Here is a 23,336-nt window from a genome sequence, read left to right as displayed (position 1 = left end):
AGGCTGGCTGGGAATCCGGCGGCGACGCAACCAGTCCTTTTCAGATCCACGACATCAGGGCGTGTAGACCATCGGTTAGATCTGAGTTCACGAGTTCGTCTCGTTCGGCGGCGGTGAGCCAGCGTGCGGTGGATCCGGTGGTCTCGCGTTGAATCCACAAGACGTCATCGACGGCTTCGGCAACGGCGCGGAGGTGGCTGACGACCATGACGTGGCGGTCGCTTCCGGCCTGGGTCCGAAGGACGTCCAGGGCTGTGTCGAGGACAGTCGTGTCGAGGGTGGCGAAGCCTTCGTCGAGGAACAGTGATCCGAGGCGGGGGCCGCTGCGCGAGTGGAGTTCGGCGAGGGACAGGGCCAATGCGAGAGACGCGAGGAACTTTTCGCCGCCGGAGAGTCGGTTCGCGCTGTGCACGACACCGCTGCTGCGGCTGACGATGTCGAAATTCTCGGCGAAGCCGAAATCGTCGCCGGTCAGCTCGGCAAGCAGATCGCTGGCGATACTCAGCAGTGCACGGGTGTTGTGGGCGATGAAATGGCTGAGAAATTTGGCGTCGACGAGGTGGACTCGCAGTACCTCGACCGCGTCACGACGGGCTTTTGCGGCGGCGATGGCGAATTCGAGGTCGGCGGCGGGTCGCACTTGGGCCTGGGCGGCCGCCTCCGCGATGCGCAGTTCCTCGGCTTGTCGGCTTGCGGTCGTTTTGGCTTCGACCAGCGGATGCAAGGCGTTGGGAGCGGACAGATCAGCTGACGGGTCGAACCCATCGATATCGCCGAGCGTGTCGGCGATCTGACGCATCTTCGCGGTGGCGGCCTCGGCGGCGTGCTGGTGCTTGTTGCTGATTTCGGCCAGCTCGCGGTTCACGGTGTCGGTGAGTTGCGCCAACGCGGCAGCGAATGCCCGGACACCGGTGATGTCCGGTTTCACCGGTCGGTCCGGAACCCGATGGTCGAGGTGGTGCTCGGTGAGCGTGGAGGTGACGGTGTCTTCCCACAGGCGCAACCCCCGGTACAGGTCGGCCAATGGATTGTCGATCTGTGCGCGGATTGCCTGATCAATGGTCCTTTGCTCGACCAGGATTCCGTTGATCTCCCGCTGGACGTCGTCCCGTCGCTCGACGAGCTGCTGCACCTGCGACATCTTGTCCGCGATCACCGCCGCCGCTGCGGTCGTCTGCTCGGGGCCGATATCGCTGATCTCGATGGGGAGCAGGGCACGGATGCGGCCTGGCAGCGCGTCGATGTCTGCTGCGGTGCGTTGGAGAGCCGCCGTGAGTCGCTTCGAATCTGCGGCAGCGGCGCGCACCGCCTCCTCGTGCCGGTCCCTGCGATTGCTCAACGCCGCGCGCTCGGCGTCGAGAATCGCGGTGTGGCTGTCAGCGCGGCGACGCAGCGCGCGGGCGTGCTCGTCGGCAGCTCGTTCGCAATGGGCGACGCCGGTGGCGATGTCGCCAGTCAGCTGATCGAGATCGATGTCGGTTCCCGGCTGGGACAACGCGGTTGTCGCGGACAGCAGGGTTGCCGCGGCGGTGACCGCATCGAAAGTCTCTGCGGCGGTGGCCAATTCAACCATCAGCCGGCTGGCACTGTCGGTGGCGTCGACAACATCGGTCCGTGCCGTCTCGAGGTTCTGTCGCAGCTGGTTCGCCTGTTCCCGGGTGAGGTCTACCTTGGCCTGCGCCCGGGCGCGTTCGTCGGTGAGGCGATTGTGGTCGCGCTGAGCCTCACGGTGCGCGGCCTTCGCCTGGCGCAGGTCGGTTGCGGTGGCTGCGGCGTGCGGGGTGAAGGACTCCGCGAGCTGGCGATGGCACACCGGGCAGTCGTCGCCGGGGCGTAGATCGCTGGCGATCGCGGCGGATTGATTGCGCTGCGTCACCGCGGCGACCGCGGCCTCGGCTGCCCGTAGGGCTGTCCCCGCGGCGGACTCCGCGGCTGTCAACTCGGCAGCGATCCGCTGCGACTCCGCCAGCTGGTCGAGCGCATCGTGGTGCGCGCGGGAGGTGTCGGCGGCGTGCAGCGCGGCAGCGATTGCGCCGGAGATTCCGGCCCGGAGGGTCTCCGCACGGTCGTGGACCGATGCGGCTACACGTTCGGCAGCGTCGGCGGCTGCGGTGAGCGGTGCGGCCTGCTCCACACGATCGGCCAGTTCTTGTTCCGCGGTGGCGATCCGGTCGCTCTCCACGGTGAGCTGAGCCGCACGTGTGCCGGCTGCAGCGCGGGCGTCGCGATGCTCCGTCACGCGCGCAGCCAGACCGTCGATAGTGACCGCGGCCTTGCCGAGCGCGGCCAGTCCCTCACCAGCCTTCTCACAGGCGGCGATCCGGCTCACCAGATCGGACTCCTGGGTCTTCGCTTCGACCGAGCGAGCGCTGAGCCCCGCAGCCTCGGTGGCGAGCTGATCCGCGAGTGGTTGCAGGTCGTCGAGAGCTGCCATGGGGTTGACCGCAGCGTGGTCGCGGAGGCGCCGCACGGCGTCTGAGGCGCGGCCTTCGGCCAGCTGCGACATCGAGGCATGTTCGCGTAGATCCGAGATCGAATCGAGGGCGGTGGCCAGATGCGCGGCTCGCGACTCGGACTCTGCTGCTCGGATGCCCGCATCACGCGCGGCCTGCGCCGGATCCTCCGGCATCGCCTTGCGCTTGAAGCAGGCTTGCCCGATCAGGCCGTCGAGTCGTTCCTTCTGCTTCTCGGCGAGTCGACGTGCCTCGGTCAACGAATCCGCGCCGAACAGTTCCCGGAGGCGAGCGGTGCGCTCCTTGGTGGGAGCGGTCAGGAGTTGATCGAATCGGCCCTGCGGCAGCAGTCCGACGCGCAGAAAGGTCTCATAGCCCATCCCCAGGATGGATTCGATCCGAGCGTCGACCGCTTTGGCGCGGTCGACCTCCTCACCGGTGTCGAGATTGATGAGGTGATGGCGCCCGGCATTGGGGTTGCTGGCGTGCATCGCGCGCCTCACCCGCCAGCGCTGCCCGTCGTGCCGGAAGGTGAACTCCACACTCATGGCGTCACAGTCGTCCGCGATGAGCTGGCCGGAACTGCGGGCGTCCCACGTGGTTCCGCGGAACAAAGCGTAGGTGATGGCTTCCAACAGGCTGCTCTTGCCGCCGCCGGTGTTACCCAGCATCGCGGTCAGGCCTTTGCCGGTGAAGTCGACGGTGACCACCGTGGAGTAGCTGCGGAACCCGCTGACCGTCAGAGTCAGTGGCTGCATCACCGCACCGCCGATCCGTCGGTGGCGAATCCGGGCAGCAGTCCGGCCCGGTCCACGTCGTCGAGGCCGTGCCCGTCGATGGCGGCGGTGAGCAGTTTCTCTTCACAACACGGTGCGGGATCTATGGGATCGGGTTCGCTCTGCAAGTGGGCCAGAGCGGCCATGACGTGGTCGAGGCGTCGGCCGGTCACCTCGCGGTCGATCAGATAGTCGTGCAACAGGCTTTCGGCGCTGGGCACTTCAGCGGTCGCGGCGGAACGGTCGAGGATCGGGCTGGCTGTTCCCGCACGACGCTCTTGGATGTCGATGATCGTGGCGTGCGGCAGCATCGCTGCGAGGGTTTCCGACAGCCCGAGGGTGGGGCTGTCGGTATCGACGATCGCTTTGACCCAGGCGTCTCCGACACGCCTTGCGCGCTGGGCGATCTCGTCCAACGTGCCGGTCAGCTTCACCAGCCGACGGCCGGAACTCAGCGGGACCAGTTCGATCCGAGGGTCCTTGCCGGGATCGATCTCGACCAGCACGACGCTCTTGGTGTCCTTGGTCTCGCCGAAGTCCAGCTGCAGCGGGCTGCCGGCGTAGTGGGCAGGGAATCCGACGCTGTCGATGCGTTGCGGCTTGTGAATATGCCCCAGCGCACCGTAGTCGACCAGCGGCAGCCCCGCCGCTGGCACCGCGTAGTCCGACCTCAGCGAGATCGGGCGCTCGGAGTGTGAAGGGGTCGCACCTTCCACGAACAGGTGCGCGGCGTAGACCAGAATGTCGCGAGGCCCCCGTCCGGCGCCGAGCCGCCGGTAGACCTCGCCCTGCACATGCCGCATCTGCTGGGCGAATGATGTCGTGGCAGTGCCGGGATCGGCGAGGTCGTAGGTGAACCGATTGGGGTGCAGGTACGCCAGCGCGCCTATGCGGATGGTGTGTTCGCCATCGGCGGCGGGATACTCGGCGACCACGGGACCGCCGGAGCCGGTGTCGGTCACGAACCTCACCCGATGGTCGGGGGTATGCCCAGCCGCATCGAGTACGTACTGCAGGAAGGTGAGGACCGGGCGGGTGTCGTGGTTGCCGGCCACGACCACGGTCGGTGCGATCCGCCCGAGTCGCCGCAGCGTCTCCGACGCCAGACGCAGATCGTCGAGGCTCGGGCGGGACCCGTCGAACAGATCTCCGCTGTGCACAATGAGGTCGGGTGCGAAATTCTCTGCGATCGAGACGATTTCGGCCAGAACGGCCGCGAACTCGTCGTCGCGTCGGCGGCGTCCGATGTGGCGGCCCAGATGCCAGTCGGAAGTATGGAAGATGCGTCCGGTCACGAGAGATTCTCCGAGAAGGGGTGGACGGCTCACTATGCGCCGTCGCGGATCGAATGGGAGGCCGAGCGACACCGACCATACCGCATTCCCGGGAGAAAATCTGGAACATTCTGGAACTCTGGTATCGTCCTCGGTATGAGCGAGCCGCTGGACGTGCTGGAGAAGAACATCGCCGAGCTACGTCGGGCGATCCGGGACGCTTCCTCAGCCGGCGATGCCGAACGCGCCGCCGAGTTGCGTGCCCAGCTGCGCCGCGCGGAACGGGCCTGGGACAGCCTCGTCGAAGTAGCGGACTCCGCCCCCGGACTCGTTGCGGCAGAACCTGCGCCAACGGCGGCGGCGTCGCAGGCGACCATGCTGCCCGCGCGCGAGCACGCGCACCGGGCGTTGATGCTGTTGCAGGCACCGGCGGCGCCGAAGCTGATCGTCAGCGTGCACGAGGCGTTCTTTCCCGGCGAGCTGTCGGCATCGAAACTGTCGAGCCTGCGGCGCGACGAGGAACGGTCCTACCGCGCCGCGCCCGGCGCCCGTCCGTACTATCTGTGCCCGGCGCTGACCCACGATCTACTCGGACCTGCCCGCGCGCTTGTCACGATCAGCACCTGGTCGCTGGAACAGCGGATCATCGGCCCGCTGTCGCCGCGAGTCGGCTTCCTCGGCAGCGCGATCAACATCGCCGAGGCGGTTCGACAGGCTCGCACCACCGACACAGGCCCGACCCCGGCCGCGCAACGCCTGCTGTGGCGCTTCGCGGCAAATATTCCCGACGCGACGGACCCGGCCTCCGGCGGCGCCGCAGCCGATCCACGACGCGTCATCGATGCCGCCGCCGCGGAACTGGCCATCCACGCCCCGGCCGATCACGCCACTCGCGTGAGCTCCGCGCGGCGCGCCCGCAAACAGCTCAGCGATGGCCAACAGCTGTTCGGAGCCCAGCTACAGCAGCTCAACCAGGCGCGGTCGAGCAGCTGACGCCGCGCACGCCCACCCCCTCTACCCACCTACCCACCTCGAGGAAACCGAATCCTGTGAAGGTAGCCCCCGACAAGAGGCTCGACGTGCTGCGCGGATCCGCGGCCCGCCTGCCCTACAACGCTCGATCCCTCGCGGCACTCGAGAACAATCCGCGCTGCGCGCTGCGCGCGGTCCTGGACGCGTCGGGCTCGGACAAGAGCGCGATCGCCGCCCACGCCGGATACCCGACCACCTACGGGCAGTCCGTCTTCGCCATCACCCGCGGCAACTCGTTCGAGGCGATGGTCAAGGCGAACGGTGGCGCCGAATTGCTCCGCATTCTGCGCGAGACGCTGGAACTCGACCCGACAGAGGTCGGGCACGCCGACCTCAACGAGGTCGCCGGCGACGCCACGCCCTCTGTCCGCCACGCCAAGACCTGCCAGCAGCTCGTCGGGGTGGCACGCGGTGAGATCGAGGGCACCCTGTTCGACCACCCGATGTTGCGGTTGGTCGTGGGAGGGTACCCGGTCTTCCTCGAACCGGACCTCGTCGCCTTCCGGGTCCGCGGCAAGTTCTACATCGTGGAGATCAAGAGTTTCCCGATCATCGACGGGCAGGCGAACCCGGCGCTGCTGCGCTCGGCGACGACTCAGGCCGCCGCGTACATCATCGCGCTGCGCGCGATGTTCGCCGAGCACGGGATCGAACCGGACGCGGTGGCGGACACGGTCGTGCTGGTGGCGCCGAAGAACTTCAGCAACCGCGCCGTCGGCGCGACGGTCGACGCGTGCAAACAGGTCCGCAACCTCGCTCGCCAGCTGAGGCGGATTGAGAAGATCGTCGACCTGGTCGACCAGCTCCCGGAAGGCTTGACCTTCGACCTGGGAGTCGGCAGTGACGGTGAGCCGCGACGCCCGGTCGACAAGCTTGTGGAGGCATTGGAGGCAGTCCCGGCGAACTACCGCCCGGAATGCTTAAGCCATTGCGAGATGGCGCGCTTCTGCCGTTCCCGAGCCCGCGAGAGCGCGTCCCTGGATGTCCTGGGCTCGGCTGTGCGTGAACAGTTCGGCGGGATCGATACCGCCACAATGGCATTGGGTCTGGCACGTGGTGAACTGATCCCGGCCCCCGACCAGGTCGAGATCGCCGCTGCGTTGCGGCATGCGGCCCGGCTGCGCGGCGAAGTGACCGCCGCCGACGCCGGAGGTGCGTGATGAGCCGTGTGTCCGCGCTCGCCCGCCTGGAAGCGATGGACAGCATGCGAGCAGTGGCGATCACCAAGTTCCAGCATCGGCGGCTGTCCCCTCGCCCACTGGTGGTGGTGCCGCTGACCATGGCGGGTGAGGCAGGAGCGCCACTGGCCGCGATCGTGGGCGACGCCAAACACGCGCCGACGCTGCTCGTGGTCGGACAACCCCGTGACCGGGTCCAGCGTTTCGTCTTCGCCGCAGACCTGGGCCGAAAAATCATGGGCCACATCAACTTCTGTCGCATCGACCGCCACGACAGCCGCACCCGCAGCGGTGAGACGCGGACGTTCTACACCGACGCCCCGCAGATCCTGGTTCCGAACCGCGGTGGCATCAAGTTCTTGGCCGACCTGGGCCGCGCCTGCAGGTTCCGCGACACCACCGGCGACTACCCGGTTCCCGACGGTGTCCCTGAGCTGGGCCGATGGTTGACCTTCCTGGCCGATTCGGCCGAACAAGCCGGCACCTCGATGCTGATGTCGGTCACCGACCTGCTCACCGAACACTGGGCGACCGGGCAGAGCAGCTTCGAGGACCAGAACCTGGCCGCGCTGATGGCCTGGATAGCGCCACCACCGGGGACGAGCGTCGAACAAGCATTGCTCGACGCGGAGAACCCGACGGTATGCCCGCCCGCCGGGCCGGCGACTGATCCGTACTTCGACAACACGCACCTCGCGCCCGCGATCAAGGACCTCGACACCGCACGCGCCGCCGGTGACACTGTGGCGCTGGCAGCCGCGCAGACAGAGCTGCGGGAACTGATCAACGAACAGATCAAACCGACATGGCGGATGATGTGGGAGGCAATTGCGCTGCTGAGAGGCCTGCCCGAAGCGCCCCGCGCCTCAAAACGATTCGCCGGTGACTGTGCTCGATTCACCAGCTTCTCCGATGCCCAGGACTCCGGCACCGCATTGCCCCAACCGACCCGCGACGGCGCTGTCGCTGCGGCCCGGCGGCTGGCTCGGCTCGAGCGCGCGCTGGCGGACTACCAGACCGATGCCGCCCTGGACGATCCGTTCGTGCTCGCGGACCTCCGCAGCATCGGCGAAGCGTTCGCCGGAGAAGTGATCGATACCGAACCCGACCGTGTCGTACGCAGCGACAAGGGCCGGCGAGTCCTGAGGCCGCTGGTCACCATCCGTACCTTGGATCCGACGCGGCTCGCCGACGGCACCGAGCTCATCAGCCCCCACATGCCCGCCGGGCACAAAGCCACGATCGTGTCCACCGAACTCGACAGCTCCGCCAGCGTGGTCACTATCGAGGTCATCGCCGGCATGGGCACCGCGAAAACACCGAAACCAGAGGCTATTCCCGAACTCGGGCGGTCCGTCGCCTACCTGCCCAACCCAGGCTGGCGACCCGACCCGGTGTTCCCGGACTGGGCAGACCTCCCCTGGACCCACACCAACGCCGACCTCTCGGACTCCGACGGCGTAGTTCCCGACGACGCCACCGCGGAGGAGTGGGGCGATGATGACTGACTACACGAACGCGGCAGCCGCCGCCGAGCACGCCACCACATCGATCCTGGCCGACCTGGCCGGCGACCACCGAGCCATCGTCGTGGACTCCCCGCCCGGCGCCGGAAAGAGCACCCTGGTGGTCCGCGCCGCCGGACACCTCCTCGACCACGACGAACGCCCGATCGTGGTGGCACAGACCAACAATCAGGTTGACGACATGATCCTGCGCCTGGCCGACCAACACCCGAACCTGACGATCGGCCGACTGTCCGGCAGCACCTACACCCCGCCGCGTGCTGTGGGTGTGGCGTCGACAGTGGGGAAGACTTTGGCCGACCTGTCCGGCTGCAAAATCGTTGTCGGCACAGCCGCCAAATGGGCGACCGTGCGCGACGGCCGGTTCCGGTGGGCGATTCTCGACGAGTCCTACCAGATGCGTTCGGACACCCTGTTGCAGATCGTGGAACGCTTCGATCGCGGACTGTTCGTCGGCGACCCCGGACAATTGGACCCGTTCACCATGGTCGGCACCGAACGCTGGATCGGCCTCCCGCACGACCCCACCGTGAACGGGGTGACGGTCATGCTCGACCACAACCCGACTACGCCGGTCCATACGTTGCCGGTGTCCTGGCGACTGCCCGCCACCGCCGCCCCGACTATCGCCGATGCGTTCTACCCGTTCACACCCTTCACAGCCGGCACCGGGCCCGATACCCGATCCATGCACTTCCGCACCAGAGCACTCGGCAACACCGAACTGGACGAAACCCTCGCCACCGCCTTCGCCACCGGGTGGGCCCTCCACGAACTCCCACGTCGCCACGTCCCCCGCACCGACGGCGAAACCATCCAGGCCGCAGCGAATCTCGCCGCCCGCGTCCTCGACCGCGGCGCGGTCGCCACCTGCGAACACCACCCAGACGGCCGCGAACTGTCCGCTACCGACATCGCCATCGGCGTCGCCCACCGAGACCAAGCAGACCTCGTCCGCCTCGCCCTGAATCGCACCGGCAACCCGCACGCAGCCGAGGTCGCGGTCAACACGGCGAACAGGTTGCAGGGCCGCGAATTCGAACTGACGATCGTGGTCCACCCCCTATCCGGACGCCGCGACGCAACCGCATTCCACCTCGAAGCCGGACGGTTGTGCGTGCTCACCTCCCGGCATCGGCAGGCGTGCATCGTTGTCGCGCGGGAAGGGATTCTGAACCTGCTCGACAGTCATCCCTCCGCCGAGCCCGTGCATCTGGGCGTGCCCGCGAAGTTTCCCGACGGCTGGGAAGCGAATCAAGTGATCATGGCCAAATTGGCTGGACATCGAGTCCCGGCATGAACTCCATCCGCACGGGAATACAGGCGATGGGCACGGCAGTGGCAGGCAGCGGGCCAGCGCACGCGTATCCTGCCTGATGAACAAACCCACTACACCCCGCACAGGAACGATCGAGCAGGCCGACCTCACCGTGACGGCGGAACCTGTTGACCCACTTCGATGCGAGTCTGCCCTCGAGAGCAGATTCGACCACCATCTTGGTCAGCTGCGCCAGCAGCCCGCCTTCGCCGCTGAGCTGCAGCCCGCTAGCGCGGGCCTGCTCCACCAGCTTGCCCACCAGCTCGGCGTCCACCGCCGAGGTCTTCGCATCCTTACCCCTGGCCACCGCAGCAGTATCGACCACTTCGGCTGCCGCCACATCAGATGTCACAGTGCTACTCCCTGGTTTCGGAGTTACACCGCTGTCTTTACAGTCCCGGTCAGGGCTGCGGTGTCCTCCTGTTCGTCGGTGGGCTCGGCGTGGTTGCGGGAGCGGGCGAGGACGTCGAGGCCGAGGTAGCGGCGGCCTTCGCTCCATTCGTACCTACCTTCTATTGCGGGTAGCTCGGGCCAGTCGTAGGGTCTTGGCGCCCAGGATGTCGGGTATATGGGCGGCCTCGACCTTGTACTCAGTCGTGAACGACCAACGTTTCCCAGACATGAGGACATCCTTCCAGCAGGATCGCTGATCCTGCCAAGTCGGTGTCCACTACCCCGGGGTGAACCTCAGTGTGCGTTTCGAGGCGTTCGCTGCGGCTTGCGAGCTGGCCTATCTGGCGGGATTCAAAGCCCATGACGCGGGCCAGGACGGCATCGCGCAACGCTACTACCTCGCCGCGCTCCGACTCGCCGAGCACGCCAACGATCCAGTGCAGCAGGCGTGGGTGTTGCGGGCGTTGGCGCTACAGGGCGTCGATATCCGGCAACGCCGCTTCAGTATCGACCTCGCCGAAGAAGCAGCCCGGCGCGCGCACGGCCGACTCGGTGGCGACGCGGCCGCGTTGTTCACGGTCGGGTTGGCGCGCTGCCACGCCGAATCCGGCAATCACGCCCAAGCCCGCGACGTACTCCGCCGCGCCGATCCAGTGATTTCCGCCGATCTCACCGAGCCCGCACCTCGCGCGATCGCGATGTGGTGCCCGAACAAGGCCACCGTCGTCGACCAGGCCGCGAAAGCCTTCACCGCGCTCGGTGAACACCGACAAGCCCAACAGCTGTTCACTCTGGGCGCATCGATCTGGAACCCCGGCACCCACGCCCGGGTCCACGCGCTCACTTGCGCTGACGCCGGGCTCGCGCAGTGGAAGAGCGGCGATGATGGTGGCGCGGTCGCGCTGTGGGCCTCGGTTGTCCCGGTATTGCAACGGGTGCGCTCGGCCCGTACGGCGAAAGCCCTCGACAAGATCGCCCGCCACGCACCCGAACTCGTCACCACCGTCGTTTGATACACGCGGCACCCTCCGGTGGTCCTGTCGCGGTCTGGGCATCTCGCGCGGGGCGAACGAGCGCCCACCAACGAGTCGCGCATCGGAAAGCATTGCGCGCGAACACCTTCACATTGTCAGTGCCGCGTGTCACACTGGCTTGCCGATAGTGGCAGACAGACACCGGGCGAGGACAAAACCCGGGCAAGGGTAGGGGGTCGCTGTGCTGTTGTTGGTCAACCAGAACACCGAGCTATCCACCGCAGAGCAGCGGTTCGCCGACTGGATTCACTGGAGCCCCGCCCAGCCCGGCGTGGTGCTGCTCAACGTCGACGTCCCTCATCGTGGTCGCAGCCGCCAGCTCGACGCGCTGATCTGGACGCGGCAACGCTGCATCGCGGTCGAGATCAAAGGCTTCCGCAGCCAACAACACGGAACGCTGGTCGTGCCACCGAACGGGCCCTGGCTGATGGACGACGGCCGCACCGCCGACATCTACGGCAATACCTACGACCACAACCCGATCAACCAGGTCCGAACCAACACCCTGGCGATGAAGAACTGGGCCAGCCGGGTGACCAACCGACGATGCTTCATCTGGGGGCTGGTCGTGGTCATGTTGCAACCCGGCCAACAGGTGCCGTCCCTGGACGTTCACGCCCACCCGGAGAAGACCGACATCATCGTCGAGGACTTCGACGTGTTCCGCTACTACTTGCACCGACTCGAAAGTCACAAGGTGCAGTGGAGCGCCGAGCAGGTCAACACGATGCTGACCCAACTGGGTGTCGCGCACCTCTACGGTGGCCGCCGCGACCTCATCGCCACCGCGCTGGCCGAACCCGCCAGCAACACCAACCTCGCGGGCGCGCCCTAGCCGGGCCAGCGGCCGCGCTCGTCGCCGTTGGAAGAGGTGCAGCGCAGGGTCCGGGAGGTGATCCGAACTGTGCGAGGTCCGGAGGCTGTGACATGGGCCCCAACCCGGCCGCATGCCAGCCTGCACTACTGCAACCTCCCCACCGGCCAGTACGAAAGTTCCGATCGCTGGAACCGGTTGCTGCGCAAGGCCGCAGACTCGCTGCTCGCGCCGCTGGAGGTCACACAAGTAGTGCTGGTGGACGTCAGGCCCGACAATGTGACCAAGGATCTGACCTGGACCGCGGTCTCCGATCCCATCCCGTTGGCAGGGTAAGCAATTCGCGGGCCAGCCGCCCGAATCGGCCGTATCGAGGTTTCCGCACCCTATTCCACCTGCACTGATCGTTGTGGTGAATCCAGACCGATTCCGAACAGCCGTACGAACTCGGTGACCGTGGTTTCGGGATCGACCGCGTGGATGGTCCCCATCCCCATCTGTCGTGCCGGTTCCAGATAGTGCGCGACGTCGTCGACGAAGACGCACTCGCGGGGAGCCACACCAAGGCGGTCGGCAGTCAGCTGAAGATGGCTGGCTCGGGCTTTCGGAGTCCGACCTCGTGGGACAGCACAACCACATCGAAACGAGCCGGGAGGTCGTAGGGCCGGTACGGGTCATACAATCCGGCACCCGAGGAATTCGATAGGACCGCGACACGAATTCCGTTGCGCCGCAACTGCCCGATCGCGTCGGCCACCACATGCTCAAGGTCCAGGTCGGCGAGGATTCGTTCGAGCAGACGATCAGGATCGACCCCCAGCAGCGGCGCGAGGTGGCCAACGACCTGTTGCTGGGTCATCGCACCGCACTCGAGGTCGGTCAGCAGGCCCTTTGCTCCGCCGTCGAGGGAGAACACACGCTCGAGCGCATCGGGAGCCAATCCTTCCCGGATACAGAAGCCGCGCAACGCCCCATGGAACGAGGTCGACACGACGCCGCCGAAATCGGCTGTCAGAGCACGATATTGAGCCGAGGTTGTCATCCCGCCATCGTTACTGCCGCTTTGGCGGCTAGCGTGTCGTTCCACAGGTCCAGGGCCTCTCGTGCTTTGGTGTGGCGGACCGAGCGGGCGATGTCCACGGCCCGGTCCAGGGTTCCGGTGTGCCCGGTGACGGAGACCAGGGCCAGCGCGGCGCGGGTATCGGCACACGCGGCGTCGATGCGGTGCGCGTCGCGGTGGGCTTCGGCGCGGTCGATCAGGGCTGTGGCGCGGTGGCGGTGCAGGCTCGGATCCAGTTGCGCCAGAGCGGCATCCAGGAAATTGATTGCCTTGTTGAATTCGCCCATACGCCGGTAGTTGCTGCCCTCGTAGGCGATGAGTTTGGCGGTGTCGAACGCACCGATGCCGGAATAGCGGGTGGCCTCGACCGGTCCGGCGTCGAGGGCGATGCGCGCGTCGTCGAGCAGGGACAGGCTGGCCTTGGGATCGCCGAGGTCGGCGTGTCGTTCGGAGGCGACTGCGGCCACCCATCCCTGCGTGGTCGATGAGGCTCCTTGTGCGGCAATGGTTCTGGCGGCCTCGGCGTAGTCCAGTCCGAGCGCCAGGTCGCCCTCGGTGTTGTAGGCGGCCTGGAAGGCGTGACACGCCATCACGACCGCCTGGAGTTCGGTGCTGCCGCTCTCCCGCGCGGAATGTTGCGCGAGATGAAGGTAGGGGGCGCAGTTTCGCCAGTCGCCGAGGTCGAGACCGAGGATGATGCCGGCCAAGGCTGCCATTTCCCCGGCCGTGGTGAGCAGATGGGTGCGGGCGGGTTCGGGCTGATCGCCCGGGCGCAGGGCCAGCGCCAGTCGCATGTGGCTGTGCGCGGAGCCGAGCAGCTGGGCGGCGGGCGCCATCCGGTACGCGGCGCGATAAGTGCCGGCGGTGGACCGCAGCCCCTCGGCCAGCCAGGGCGGGACCTGCCCGGTGGACGACAGCCAGCCCGAGGTCAGCGCGGCCGGGACTATGCCGATCCCCATACCCAGCAGGAACCCTCGACGCCCCAGCGCCACCAGGTCGACCTCCTCCACTGCGACACCGTCGATGCCGGGGTCCAGAGTAATGGTTGGATCATCCTCGGCCAGGGCGTCCCGGAATCGGCGGCGCTCGTCGTCGGTGAGACCAGCCAGGGCCTGGTCCATCTTCTTCGCGTAGCGGCCCGACAACACGAAGCCCTCGCCGAGGCGTTCGTATTTGCTGATCGTGAACGGTGACATCTCGACCCGCTCGGCGAACTCGGTTTGCGTCAGGCGCAGCGCGGCATCTCGCAGCGCGAATACGTGCCTGCCGGTCCATCCGTTCGGGTGATCGTGCGACATCCCCTGCCCTCGCTTGCCGTGCAAGAAGGATACGACCAACGTGCAAGTCGTGTGCCTTCATTTACGCAGGTCACCGAGCGATTCTCGAATCAGCACCTGACGACGCCACTCCGGGGCCGAGGGACAAGGCGATCGGACCGGACATAAGCGCCGCAACCGCGGGGACGTGTCGCCCTTCGCTGACTCGCAGCCCCTGTGGCGGCGTCAGGTGCTCGGCGAGCGATCGAACCAAGGGAGCGACGTTATGGCGATCTCGGTGACCACAGGAAAATATGACTGCATCGTCGCAGGTGGCGGTGTGGCCGGGCTGATGACAGCGGCCCGGTTGAGCGAGCACGGAATGTCGGTGGCGTTGGTGGACGCCGCGCTGCTCGGGTCCGGATCGACGACCCGCAATCACGGCATGCTGCACAGCGGGGCACTGTATGCCCGGTGGCACCCGGAGGTGGTGGGGGCCTGCGGTCAAGCACAGACCGCCTACCGCTCGTCATTCCCCACGCTCCTGGCCGACACCGAAACCTGCTGGTACATCGGGACACCCGAGACGATGTACGCCTACGACACCCTGTGGCGGCACTACGACATACCCCACCGCGAAGTGGATGTGCGCGAGATCAACACGGTACTCGCCACGCCCGATTCGCGGTCGGTGGCGGCCATCGCGGTGCAGGAGCTGCTGATCGATACCCATGGGTTGATCAGCGAATTGGCTGCCCGCTGTGTGGCCGGCGGCGTCGAGATCCTGGTCGGCACGACGGTGCTGCGCGTGGTCACTCACGATGGCGTGGTCCGTGGTGTCGAGACCGCCGCGGGCGTCATCGACGCAGCGAATGTGGTGGTGTGCACCGGGATCGGCACGCACGAGATTCTGGAGCGTTCGGGGTCGGTCGTCGCCCGCGAGCTGAGTTCGCGGCTGGAGATGATGATGGCGTTTCCGGGGGAATTGCCGTGCGCGATTATCGGGTTGGAGTTCGGGTGGCCCGCCCTTGCCCCGTCGGCGGCCGGGGGTGCGGTACTGGCGTCGAGATACGGTGCGCCGCAACGCTTCGTGCGCGGCCCGGCGCGCTGGCCCGTGCCCGCCCGCGACACAGCGGAGCTGGTCGGTGAACTCGACACCTGGTTGCGGCCTGGTCTGATCGACACCGCTGCCGGGGTGGGGTGGGTGTGCAGCAAGACCGAGCACCTGCGCGGCAGCAGCGACCAATGGGGCACCGAACCGGACTTCACGCTCATCGACCACCACGACCGCGACGGCATTCGCGGGTGGTGGACGGTATTGCCCGGCAAGATGACCCTGGCCTTGCATGCCTCCCGCGCGACCGCCGCGGCAGTCACCGGTACCGGACCGCGCCTTGCGCTACGGCCTTCCCACAGCGCAGCGCCCGATGAGGTCGCCGATCTGGTCGACGTCTCACCGTGGACCGCGCACACCGAAGCGAGCACACGGTGATCGGCCCGTTCACCGCCGCCCTGCCGGACGAGGAAATCCGCACCGTTTCCGCCGCGATCGAGCAGATCCTGGCCTCGGGGCAATTCGTGCTCGGCCCGCACACCGAGGCCCTGGAAGCTGCGGTCGCAGCGATGGCCGGGACCAAGTACGCGATCGCGGTCAACTCTGGAGCGACGGCCCTGGAGATCATCTACCGGGCCTTGGATCTGCGGGGACGCACGGTGCTGGTGCCGACCAACACCAACTACGCTACTGCTGCCTCCGCGCTCGCGGCCGGAGCGCGGGTCGAACTGTACGACGCGGGCCTGTACCCGGGGCTGGCTGATCTCGAGCATCGGCTCACCCCCGACGTCGGTGCGGTCGTGGTCGTGCACATCGGCGGGTACCTCAGTCCGGACCTGCCCGCGATCATGGCGTGGTGCCAGCGGACGGGGGTGCCGTTGATCGAGGACGCCGCCCACGCGCACGGCTCCACCCTCGCCGACCGCCCGGCCGGAGGACTCGGGCAGGCGGGCGCATTCTCGTTCTTCGCCACCAAGGTCGTCACGACCGGTGAAGGCGGGGTGATCACCACCGACGACCCGGATCTGGACGCGATGGCGCGCCTGTACCGTAACCAGGGCAAAGACCGTCACGGCCGTCACATCGTCGCTGGCGGCAGCTGGCGGATGACCGAACTCGGCGCCGCGCTAGGGACCACCCAACTCGCTCACCTCGATCGCGACCTGCTCCGGCGGCGCGCGGTCATCGACCGCTACAGCGACACCTTGTCCGGCCCAGCGCTCACATTTCCGGCCCTGCACGGGCAGCTCAGCGGCCACAAGGCCATCGCGATCCTCAACCCCGGCATCGACCGGAAACAGTTGCGGAACAGAGTGTTCGCGGCCGGGGTCGAGCTGGCTCGCGGCGTCTACGAGCAGCCGCTGCACACTCAGCCTGTGTTCTCTGGGCTGAATGTGGGTGACCGGTTCCCGGTCGCCGACGAATTCGCCGCCCGCCATCTGTGCCTGCCGCTGTGGCGTGCCATGACCGACGAGGTCGTCGAACGGGTCATCGACACCATCAACACCTGCCTCGAGAGGTGAACTGCGTTGCCCAACATCATCATTCCCGGCGCTGCCGGATTCATCGGCGTCAACCTGCTGCGCCGCATCCACACCGACCCGGCCTTCTCCGGCTACACACAGCTGATATTGGTCGATCCGATGCTGTACGGAGTACAGAAGATCGCACCCGAGATCCTGGCCGATCCTCGGGTGCGGTTCGAGCACGCGTCGATCTACACCCCGGGCCTGATAGCGCGCCTGGCCGGACCGGGCGATGTGGTGATCCACCTCGCCGCCGAGGTGAACACCACCGACCACCCGCAAACCGGGGTCGCCGACGACCCGATCGGATATCTGCGTGCCCTCGTCGACGCCCGGATCGGCCGGTTGCTGTTCTTGTCGAGCGCGGATGTGTACGGCATCAACGACTCTGGGGACCTCATCGAGACCGCGCCGGTCCGCCCGACCACCGTGTACGCCGCGGCGAAGGCGTCGTTCGAGGCGTACTTGTGCGCGTTCCACGCCAGCGATGCGCTGCCCGCGGTCGTGTTCCGGCCGGTCACGATCTACGGCCCGAACCAGCATCCCGGCTGGCTGGTGCCGGTCGCGATCACCCGCGCCCTGGCCGGGCAGCGCATCATCGTCTACGGCGACGGCAGCGCACGCCGCGACTGGATCCACGTCGAGGACGTGTGCGACCTGCTCGCCGCCGCGGCTCTTACCGACCGCGACGCCGTCCACGGCGAGGTGTTCAACATCGGCACCGGCACCGAGGAGACCGTCGAATCCCTGGTCCGTCACATCATCGACACCATCGCCCACCCCGGCACCGGCATCGACTTCGCCCCGGCCCGCCGCGGTGATCCGCCGCGCCAGATCACCACTGCGGCCAAGGCCCGCGACGCCTTCGAGTGGGCCCCGAGGATCGGATTGCGCGACGGCCTGGACCGCACCATCACCGCTTACCGCCAATCCGCCATCACCAGCCAGGAGTGACATCCGATGTACGTGCTCGGGATTCATGGAACATTCGGTCGCGCCGACCACGACGCCGCCGCGGTGCTGCTGCACGATGGCCGTATCGTCGCCGCGGCCGAGGAAGAACGGTTCGTGCGCTACAAGCACGCCGTGGGCCTCATGCCCGATCACGCGATCCGGTACGTGCTCAACGCCGCCGGAATCGGCATGCGGGAGGTGGATGTGATCGCGTTCCCGCGCGCCACCTGGCTCGACTTCGCCCCCCGATTCGAGGCGTACTTGTGGTACCAGTTCGGGCACGCACCCGAGGTCGAGTACGTCGATCACCACCTCGCCCACGCGGCCTCGGCGTACCTGATCTCCGGGTTCGACACCTCGCTGGTGGTGACCGCCGATCAAGCAGGTGACGGCATCTGCGCGGCCGTATTCCGTGCCGCCGCAGGCAAACTCACCCCGATCGAAACGGTTCCGTTCCCCGACTCCATCGGCCTGTACGCCGCCGCGATGACCCAATACCTCGGCTATCGCAGCAGCCACGACGAATACAAGGTCATGGGCCTGGCCGCCCACGGCACGCCCTACCCCCGCCAACCGCTGATGGCTGTGGATGCCGGGCTCCCGCACCTGAACACAACCCTGCTGCACCGCGAGGTCTTCCACCGCCATCCGCTGTTCCACACCGACCAGCTGCCCATGATCGCCGCCGACGCCCTGCCCGGCTTCCCGGCCCGGCGCGTGCCCGGTGACCGGCTGACCGTCGAGCACGCCAATGTGGCCGCTACCGCCCAGGCCGTCATCGAGACCGCCGTGCACGCTTTGGTCCAGCGCCACCGACAACCCGATGACACGCACCTGTGCGTGGCCGGAGGTGTCATGGAGAACTCCGTCGCCGTCGGCAAACTCCTGAGCCACGCCGGGTTCGCCGATATCTACGCCGCACCCGCGTGCGGCGACGCCGGCACCGCTCTCGGCGCGGCTCTGGTCATCGCCGCCGCCCACGGCCACCGCCCCGACCGGCTCGAGAACACCCAGCTCGGACCGGCCTTCACCGAGCCGGACATCGCCGCTGTCCTACGGGACTGCGCGATCGGCTCCACCGTCACCCAGGATCCCGCCGACAGTGCCGCCGAACTCCTCGCACAGGGCGCGATCGTGGCCTGGTTCCAGGGACGCATGGAGTACGGGCCGCGCGCCCTGGGTGCACGCTCGCTGTTGGCCGACCCGTCCACCGCGGCGATGCGGGAAAGGGTCAACCGCATCAAGCGGCGCGAAGAGTTCCGCCCCTTCGGGCCCTCAGTGATGGCCGAACATGTCCAGGACTTGTTCGGCCGCAGCGATATTCGCGCACCATTCATGTCCTTCACCCTGCCCACCGCTGATCCCGGCCCGATCGTGGCGGCCACGCACGTCGACGGCAGCAGCCGCCCGCAGACTGTGCCGCCTGGCTCAGAGATGTACCGGCGGCTGATCGAACGGTTCCATGCACGCACCGGGATTCCCGCGGTGCTGAACACCAGCCTGAACTCCGGATGGGAACCGATCATCGCCGACCCGGCTCAGGCACTGGCGTTCTTCTTCTCCTGCCCGGCCGATGCCATGGTGATCGGATCGCACATCGTCACCAAACCCGACAGCTGGCGGTGAATGCCCATGTCCGAGCCGCTGGGGCTACTGGCCGAACAGATCGCCACCCACACGCGCTACTCCGAGCATCACTTCGATCTCGGCACCGATGTCCGCACAGCCTTGGCGCTCACAGGCAACGAACGAATCGTCGATATCGGGTGCGGTACAGGACATTTCCTGAGCACCCTCCGCGACGGCGGACATCGCGGCGCCCTCGCCGGAACCGATATCCGCCCCGCCGCCGTCGCTGCGCTCACCCTGCTCGATACCGTGCAGGCCGTCCACGCCGACGCGGTGTGTCTGCCGTTTCCCGATGCCGATTTCGATCGTGCGACCGCCATGCACCTGCTGTACTACCTGGCCGATCCGGCCGCCGGGCTGGCGGAAATGCATCGGGTGACCCGCGCCGGTGGCCAGGTCGCGGTCACCCTCAACCATACCGCCACCGCGCCCCGGCTCCGCGCCCTCGTCGCCGAACACGCCGGGCTGTACGGGTTCCTGGCGCGCCCGGCGACTCAGATCTGGGCTACCGCCCCGAATACAGCTCAACCATTGGATGTCGATGCCGCCGCCGCGTTGATGCGCATCGAGTTCGGGCACGTCACCGTATGGAGGCGGGACAACGCCCTGGTCTTTCCCACTCCCGAGAACATGCTGCCCTACGCGGACGTGCTCGCCCGGTTCGCGTGCGGCGTCCCCGAGGACTCACCGCACCGGCCGCAGATCGCGCACGGCGTCGCCATCGAGGTACGGGACTGGTTCGCCCGCCACGGCGGACCATGGCGTGACCCGAAGGGTTACACCGTGTTGACCGCCGACAGCTAACGTGTCGTGGCGCCCTGGCTCCAGTCGAAGCCCAGCTCGCCCTTGTCCGCGATGATCTGCTCCCACCATGAGCGGTGCTCGGCATACCAGGCGACGGTCTCGGCGATGCCGGTCGCGAAGTCGCGGGTCGGCGCCCAGCCCAGCTGGGACTCGATCTTGTCCGGGTTGATCAGATAGCGGCGATCGTGGTTCGGCCGATCCGGGATGTGCTCGATCCATTCGTCCGGATTCAGCCCGAGCGCGGTGACCACCCTGGCGGCGATGTCGATATTGGTGACCTCCCAGCGGGCGGACACATCGAAGATCGGCAGCAGCCCGGGGTCGGTCGCCGCCGCGGCCGGGATCGGGTCGAGTTCGGCGTGCAGCACCCGGTGCACCGCGGCACAGTGATCGGCCACATGCAGCCAATCCCGGCTCTGCAACCCGTCCCCGTAGACCGGTACCTTCTTGCCTCGCAGCACGTTCGTCACCGCGAGGGGGATCAGCTTCTCCGGCAGCTGGAACGGGCCATAGTTGTTGGCGCAGTGCGTCATCCGGATATTCAGCTCCGGGTAGGTCTGCATGTAGGCGCGCACCATCTGATCACCGGCCGCCTTCGCCGCCGAGTACGGTGTTTTCGCGTTCAACGCGGACCGCTCGGTGAACCACTTGTCTCCCTCGGCCAGCTCCCCGTACACCTCGATCGTGGAAACGTGCACATGCGAGCGGACCGGCACCAGACGGCTGCACTCGGCCATCACCTGCGCGCCCAGGGCGTTGCTGCGCATGAACGATGACGGCCCCAGAATCGCGCGGTCATTGTGGCTTTCGGCGGCGAAGTTCACCACGAAGTCCGGCCGGTGCCGACGATAGAGGGCTTCCATCACCTCGAGGTCGGCGATATCGGCCTTCTCGAACACGATGCGATCGATCACCGGGGCGAGGTTCGCCAGGTTGCCGGCGAAGCCGATGTAGTCCACCGCCACCACCTGAGCGTCCGGCTCCCACTCCAGCAGGTGATGTACATAGTTCGCGCCGATGAAACCCGCGGCGCCGGTCACGAGGTAGACGGACATGGCTGCCCAGCCTAGCCCAGACCCACCGAAGGTGAGAGTGCGCAGGTGCGCACTCTCTAGCTGAACCTGCTGCTCTGGGGAGCGCCTGCGTATGTGTCGACTCGTGAGGTGAATGGAGCGCTACGTAGCTGAGCCCTGTTCAGTGTTGCGGCGATGGATTTGGGCGAGCAGGCCGTTTCGCGACGTCTGCCGCGTAGGCGTTCCAGTCACCGCCGCTGGCGCGTTGCCACTGGACGGCGACCGAGATGTGGATTCCGAGCATCCGCGCCAGCACCGCGGCGGGTAGCTCGCCCGCGAGGGCGAACAGTGCGATGTTGCGGTGCTGGCGCGGTTGGACGCCGATGGCGCGCAGTTCGAGGGCCAGACCGCAGGCGCTGATCGGCTTACCAGGTTCCGTCCGGGAAACAGCCACGTCCCGGGGTGTGCAGCAGGGTGTTGCCGCGTCTGGTGTCGATCAGCTCGACCATCAGCGCGTCCAGAGGCGGGGGCAGCGTGATCGGCACCGTGCCGAGTCGAAGCGTCACCCGGTCGTTGCGGTGGTCGACGTGATCGACGGTCAGCCTGGTGATGGTGCTCGGGTGCTGGGCGCAAAGCACCAGCAGTAGCCCGGCCACCCGCTGGCCGAGGGTCAGTCCGTCGTCGTGCATCAGCCGCCGCGCGGTCTGCCAGCGCGCTTGTTCGTCGCGCGGCCCGGCCGGGCCGACCCATCGCCGGGCTGGGGCCTCCAGCCCCGAGGCGTGCTTGTTCTTCACCGCCCACCGGACGAAGGCCGCCGAATCCTCGGGATAGGTCGCAACATTCGCCAGAAAGTCGTCCCATTCGGCCTGGGCGCAGCCGGCGAGGGTCTTGCCCCGCTCGCCGAGAAAGTCCAGTAGCTGGACCGCCCCGGTCACACGGGTGCGCACGTGCCATTCCTGCAGCACGGTGGCCGGTCGATCCTTCACACGAGCGCGGAGCCGACGCAGGTGATGCCACACCGCGTAACCGTGCAGAATTCGTCGCTCGTCGAGGTTGTCTCGCTGCGCGAGAGCCGTGTCAACCCACCGTTCGAGTCTGCTCAGCGTCTCGTCGCGATCGGGTAGCACGCCGCTGCTGACCAGGACCGCACGCAGGTAGTCGAGTGCCTTGCCACCGCCGAGCTCGTCGAGGAGTTCGTGCGTGAGGGGATGTTGCGCGGAGCCGATCGCGGTGAGCAGTCGCCGGACTTCCGGTTTCGCCAGCCAGCCCCGCGCATGGTCAGGTCGGTCGACGGCAACCAAAGCGTCCCGCAACGGCACGAAGGTGCCGGGCAGTCCGGTGGGGGTCGATCCGAGCAGTGTGCACAACTTCCGATCGACCGCGCATCGTTGGCACAGCCGTCTGCCGAACTGCCAGGTGGTCCGACAACCCGGACAACGGCCCCAGAACTCGGGGTCCGGGTTGACGCACCGCGCGCACAGCGGCGCGGCCGTCGTGCCACCGCGCAGCGGAGCGATCAGGCCGCACGAGCTGCACCGGCAGTACGACCCTTGGCAGCGCTCACACCACGGCCGTCCGGTCGCTCGGGACATCTCGCACCGGCGGACCGCTCCGCAGATGCTGCATTCCTGGTCGGCGCGGGGTACGCAGGTGCCGCACAGTGGGCCTTCGCCGGTGCGGACGTTCACTATTCGCCACCGCCCGCACCGAATGCACTTGTCGCGGCTGACAGGATCGGCGTAGCGGCAGCGGTTGCACACCAGCACACCGGCGTCGTTGCGATAGTTCAGCTTGCCCGGATCCCCGCACTGCCCGCATTCGGCGATCCTGGACTTGTTCATGCACAGGCCACAGACCCGCAGTCCGTCCACGGTCTGATCGAGCGCGCGGACGAGTCCGCAGTGCGGGCAACCGGGCCGCACGACCGTCGTCGCCCCCGCGGCGACGAGGGCGTCGATGAACCTGAGCACCGTGGGAACGGGTGCCCCGCGCCTCGGCCGGTCAGCAGGTCGGGGCGGTCGAGTACCGCCCAGGCCATCCTTTGCCGGACACCAGCGACAGCCGAACAGCTCTCCAGCGCCGACCGGACGATCTGAGCGTTCAACTCGGGATGACGTGCCAGGACGAGAGCGATCACCTCGGCGCTCGGATCGGGGATAGTTCCTCGGCACGGCCTGCACACCGGATCCCCCTGGCGGTCCCGTCCACCGAACCTGCGCGTATGTCCGCAGACGGCGCACGC

General features: G+C 67.4%; 21 protein-coding genes. 12 read left to right on the top strand and 9 right to left on the bottom strand.

Annotated elements, in window-relative coordinates:
- Window positions 1-40: 40 nt before the first annotated feature.
- The gene (locus OHB21_RS22045; protein ID WP_328435847.1) at window positions 41-3,211 is read right to left on the bottom strand and encodes an SMC family ATPase; all 3,171 of its coding nucleotides are present in this window, start codon (window positions 3,209-3,211) and stop codon (window positions 41-43) included.
- On the bottom strand, window positions 3,211-4,524 hold the full coding sequence (locus OHB21_RS22040) for a metallophosphoesterase family protein (protein WP_328435846.1): 1,314 nt from the start codon (window positions 4,522-4,524) through the stop codon (window positions 3,211-3,213). The genes OHB21_RS22045 and OHB21_RS22040 overlap by 1 nt, the downstream gene beginning before the upstream one ends.
- Here OHB21_RS22040 and OHB21_RS22035 point away from each other — a divergent pair.
- From OHB21_RS22035 to OHB21_RS22020, 4 genes are read left to right on the top strand one after another with little or no spacing between them, the layout of a single operon-like run.
- Window positions 4,504-5,496 carry a hypothetical protein gene (locus OHB21_RS22035; protein WP_324192330.1) on the top strand — a complete coding sequence of 331 codons (993 nt, stop codon included), beginning with the start codon at window positions 4,504-4,506 and terminating at the stop codon, window positions 5,494-5,496. The two genes, OHB21_RS22040 and OHB21_RS22035, sit on opposite strands and share 21 nt — an antisense overlap.
- A 56-nt stretch (window positions 5,497-5,552) precedes the next feature.
- Entirely contained in the window at window positions 5,553-6,695 is a 1,143-nt protein-coding gene (locus OHB21_RS22030; RefSeq protein ID WP_195142851.1) for a hypothetical protein, read from the top strand.
- Window positions 6,695-8,221 carry a hypothetical protein gene (locus tag OHB21_RS22025; protein ID WP_067509180.1) on the top strand — a complete coding sequence of 509 codons (1,527 nt, stop codon included), beginning with the start codon at window positions 6,695-6,697 and terminating at the stop codon, window positions 8,219-8,221. Before OHB21_RS22030 ends, OHB21_RS22025 begins: the two co-directional genes overlap by 1 nt.
- Window positions 8,211-9,539 carry an AAA domain-containing protein gene (locus OHB21_RS22020; RefSeq protein WP_328435841.1) on the top strand — a complete coding sequence of 443 codons (1,329 nt, stop codon included), beginning with the start codon at window positions 8,211-8,213 and terminating at the stop codon, window positions 9,537-9,539. The genes OHB21_RS22025 and OHB21_RS22020 overlap by 11 nt, the downstream gene beginning before the upstream one ends.
- On the opposite strand, the gene OHB21_RS22015 is transcribed toward OHB21_RS22020, so the two are convergent.
- Window positions 9,502-9,909, bottom strand: a complete 408-nt coding sequence (locus OHB21_RS22015; RefSeq protein WP_328435840.1) for a hypothetical protein — start codon at window positions 9,907-9,909, stop codon at window positions 9,502-9,504. The genes OHB21_RS22020 and OHB21_RS22015 overlap by 38 nt on opposite strands.
- Window positions 9,910-10,237: 328 nt before the next feature.
- On the opposite strand from OHB21_RS22015, the gene OHB21_RS22010 reads away from it, so the two are divergent.
- The 3 genes from OHB21_RS22010 to OHB21_RS22000 all read left to right on the top strand — a co-directional run bounded on the left by OHB21_RS22010 (window position 10,238) and on the right by OHB21_RS22000 (window position 12,134).
- A complete protein-coding gene (locus OHB21_RS22010) occupies window positions 10,238-10,963 on the top strand; it encodes a hypothetical protein (protein ID WP_328435838.1) in 726 nt (241 codons plus the stop codon).
- Between the two features lie 202 nt (window positions 10,964-11,165).
- The gene (locus tag OHB21_RS22005; RefSeq protein ID WP_328435836.1) at window positions 11,166-11,819 is read left to right on the top strand and encodes a nuclease-related domain-containing protein; all 654 of its coding nucleotides are present in this window, start codon (window positions 11,166-11,168) and stop codon (window positions 11,817-11,819) included.
- A gap of 87 nt (window positions 11,820-11,906) precedes the next feature.
- Window positions 11,907-12,134: a hypothetical protein gene (locus OHB21_RS22000; RefSeq protein ID WP_328435834.1), complete on the top strand. Its 228-nt coding sequence runs from the start codon at window positions 11,907-11,909 to the stop codon at window positions 12,132-12,134.
- 50 nt (window positions 12,135-12,184) lie between these two features.
- Here the strand turns inward: OHB21_RS22000 and OHB21_RS37585 are convergent, their stop codons facing one another.
- The 3 genes from OHB21_RS37585 to OHB21_RS21990 are packed head-to-tail and all read right to left on the bottom strand — an operon-like array spanning window position 12,185 to window position 14,156.
- The gene (locus OHB21_RS37585; RefSeq protein WP_407675002.1) at window positions 12,185-12,358 is read right to left on the bottom strand and encodes a hypothetical protein; all 174 of its coding nucleotides are present in this window, start codon (window positions 12,356-12,358) and stop codon (window positions 12,185-12,187) included.
- A gap of 17 nt (window positions 12,359-12,375) precedes the next feature.
- On the bottom strand, window positions 12,376-12,840 hold the full coding sequence (locus OHB21_RS21995; protein WP_328435832.1) for an HAD family hydrolase: 465 nt from the start codon (window positions 12,838-12,840) through the stop codon (window positions 12,376-12,378).
- On the bottom strand, window positions 12,837-14,156 hold the full coding sequence (locus tag OHB21_RS21990; RefSeq protein WP_328435830.1) for a helix-turn-helix transcriptional regulator: 1,320 nt from the start codon (window positions 14,154-14,156) through the stop codon (window positions 12,837-12,839). Before OHB21_RS21990 ends, OHB21_RS21995 begins: the two co-directional genes overlap by 4 nt.
- Before the next feature lie 256 nt (window positions 14,157-14,412).
- Between OHB21_RS21990 and OHB21_RS21985 the strand changes: the two genes are divergently transcribed.
- The 5 genes from OHB21_RS21985 to OHB21_RS21965 are packed head-to-tail and all read left to right on the top strand — an operon-like array spanning window position 14,413 to window position 20,081.
- Window positions 14,413-15,606 (top strand): NAD(P)/FAD-dependent oxidoreductase, encoded by a 1,194-nt coding sequence (locus OHB21_RS21985; RefSeq protein WP_328435828.1) that lies wholly within the window; start codon window positions 14,413-14,415, stop codon window positions 15,604-15,606.
- The gene (locus OHB21_RS21980; RefSeq protein ID WP_328435826.1) at window positions 15,603-16,691 is read left to right on the top strand and encodes a DegT/DnrJ/EryC1/StrS family aminotransferase; all 1,089 of its coding nucleotides are present in this window, start codon (window positions 15,603-15,605) and stop codon (window positions 16,689-16,691) included. The genes OHB21_RS21985 and OHB21_RS21980 overlap by 4 nt, the downstream gene beginning before the upstream one ends.
- 6 nt (window positions 16,692-16,697) lie before the next feature.
- Window positions 16,698-17,648 carry an NAD-dependent epimerase/dehydratase family protein gene (locus OHB21_RS21975; RefSeq protein WP_328435825.1) on the top strand — a complete coding sequence of 317 codons (951 nt, stop codon included), beginning with the start codon at window positions 16,698-16,700 and terminating at the stop codon, window positions 17,646-17,648.
- A 6-nt stretch (window positions 17,649-17,654) separates the two neighbouring features.
- On the top strand, window positions 17,655-19,274 hold the full coding sequence (locus tag OHB21_RS21970; RefSeq protein ID WP_328435823.1) for a carbamoyltransferase family protein: 1,620 nt from the start codon (window positions 17,655-17,657) through the stop codon (window positions 19,272-19,274).
- Between the two features lie 6 nt (window positions 19,275-19,280).
- Window positions 19,281-20,081, top strand: a complete 801-nt coding sequence (locus OHB21_RS21965; RefSeq protein WP_328435822.1) for a class I SAM-dependent methyltransferase — start codon at window positions 19,281-19,283, stop codon at window positions 20,079-20,081.
- Here the strand turns inward: OHB21_RS21965 and OHB21_RS21960 are convergent.
- The 3 genes from OHB21_RS21960 to OHB21_RS21950 form a co-directional block, all read right to left on the bottom strand.
- The gene (locus tag OHB21_RS21960) at window positions 20,078-21,136 is read right to left on the bottom strand and encodes a dTDP-glucose 4,6-dehydratase (protein ID WP_328435820.1); all 1,059 of its coding nucleotides are present in this window, start codon (window positions 21,134-21,136) and stop codon (window positions 20,078-20,080) included. The two genes, OHB21_RS21965 and OHB21_RS21960, sit on opposite strands and share 4 nt — an antisense overlap.
- 139 nt (window positions 21,137-21,275) lie before the next feature.
- Window positions 21,276-21,548, bottom strand: a complete 273-nt coding sequence (locus OHB21_RS21955; protein WP_328435819.1) for a hypothetical protein — start codon at window positions 21,546-21,548, stop codon at window positions 21,276-21,278.
- Window positions 21,520-23,064: a hypothetical protein gene (locus tag OHB21_RS21950; RefSeq protein ID WP_328435817.1), complete on the bottom strand. Its 1,545-nt coding sequence runs from the start codon at window positions 23,062-23,064 to the stop codon at window positions 21,520-21,522. Before OHB21_RS21950 ends, OHB21_RS21955 begins: the two co-directional genes overlap by 29 nt.
- Window positions 23,065-23,336 lie beyond the last annotated feature (272 nt).

Source organism: Nocardia puris (assembly GCF_036051655.1).
Lineage (GTDB): Bacteria > Actinomycetota > Actinomycetes > Mycobacteriales > Mycobacteriaceae > Nocardia > Nocardia puris.
This window is presented reverse-complemented; position numbering and strand designations above follow the sequence as displayed.

Excerpts from the sequence above, each read along its gene's own strand:
- OHB21_RS22045 (WP_328435847.1), bottom strand. The coding sequence starts at position 3,211 with ATGCAGCCACTGACTCTGACGGTCAGCGGGTTCCGCAGCTACTCCACG.
- OHB21_RS22020 (WP_328435841.1), top strand. The coding sequence starts at position 8,211 with ATGATGACTGACTACACGAACGCGGCAGCCGCCGCCGAGCACGCCACC.
- OHB21_RS21965 (WP_328435822.1), top strand. The coding sequence starts at position 19,281 with ATGTCCGAGCCGCTGGGGCTACTGGCCGAACAGATCGCCACCCACACG.
- OHB21_RS21970 (WP_328435823.1), top strand. The coding sequence starts at position 17,655 with ATGTACGTGCTCGGGATTCATGGAACATTCGGTCGCGCCGACCACGAC.
- OHB21_RS21995 (WP_328435832.1), bottom strand. The coding sequence starts at position 12,840 with ATGACAACCTCGGCTCAATATCGTGCTCTGACAGCCGATTTCGGCGGC.
- OHB21_RS21960 (WP_328435820.1), bottom strand. The coding sequence starts at position 21,136 with ATGTCCGTCTACCTCGTGACCGGCGCCGCGGGTTTCATCGGCGCGAAC.
- OHB21_RS21990 (WP_328435830.1), bottom strand. The coding sequence starts at position 14,156 with ATGTCGCACGATCACCCGAACGGATGGACCGGCAGGCACGTATTCGCG.
- OHB21_RS22035 (WP_324192330.1), top strand. The coding sequence starts at position 4,504 with ATGGAAGATGCGTCCGGTCACGAGAGATTCTCCGAGAAGGGGTGGACG.
- OHB21_RS22025 (WP_067509180.1), top strand. The coding sequence starts at position 6,695 with ATGAGCCGTGTGTCCGCGCTCGCCCGCCTGGAAGCGATGGACAGCATG.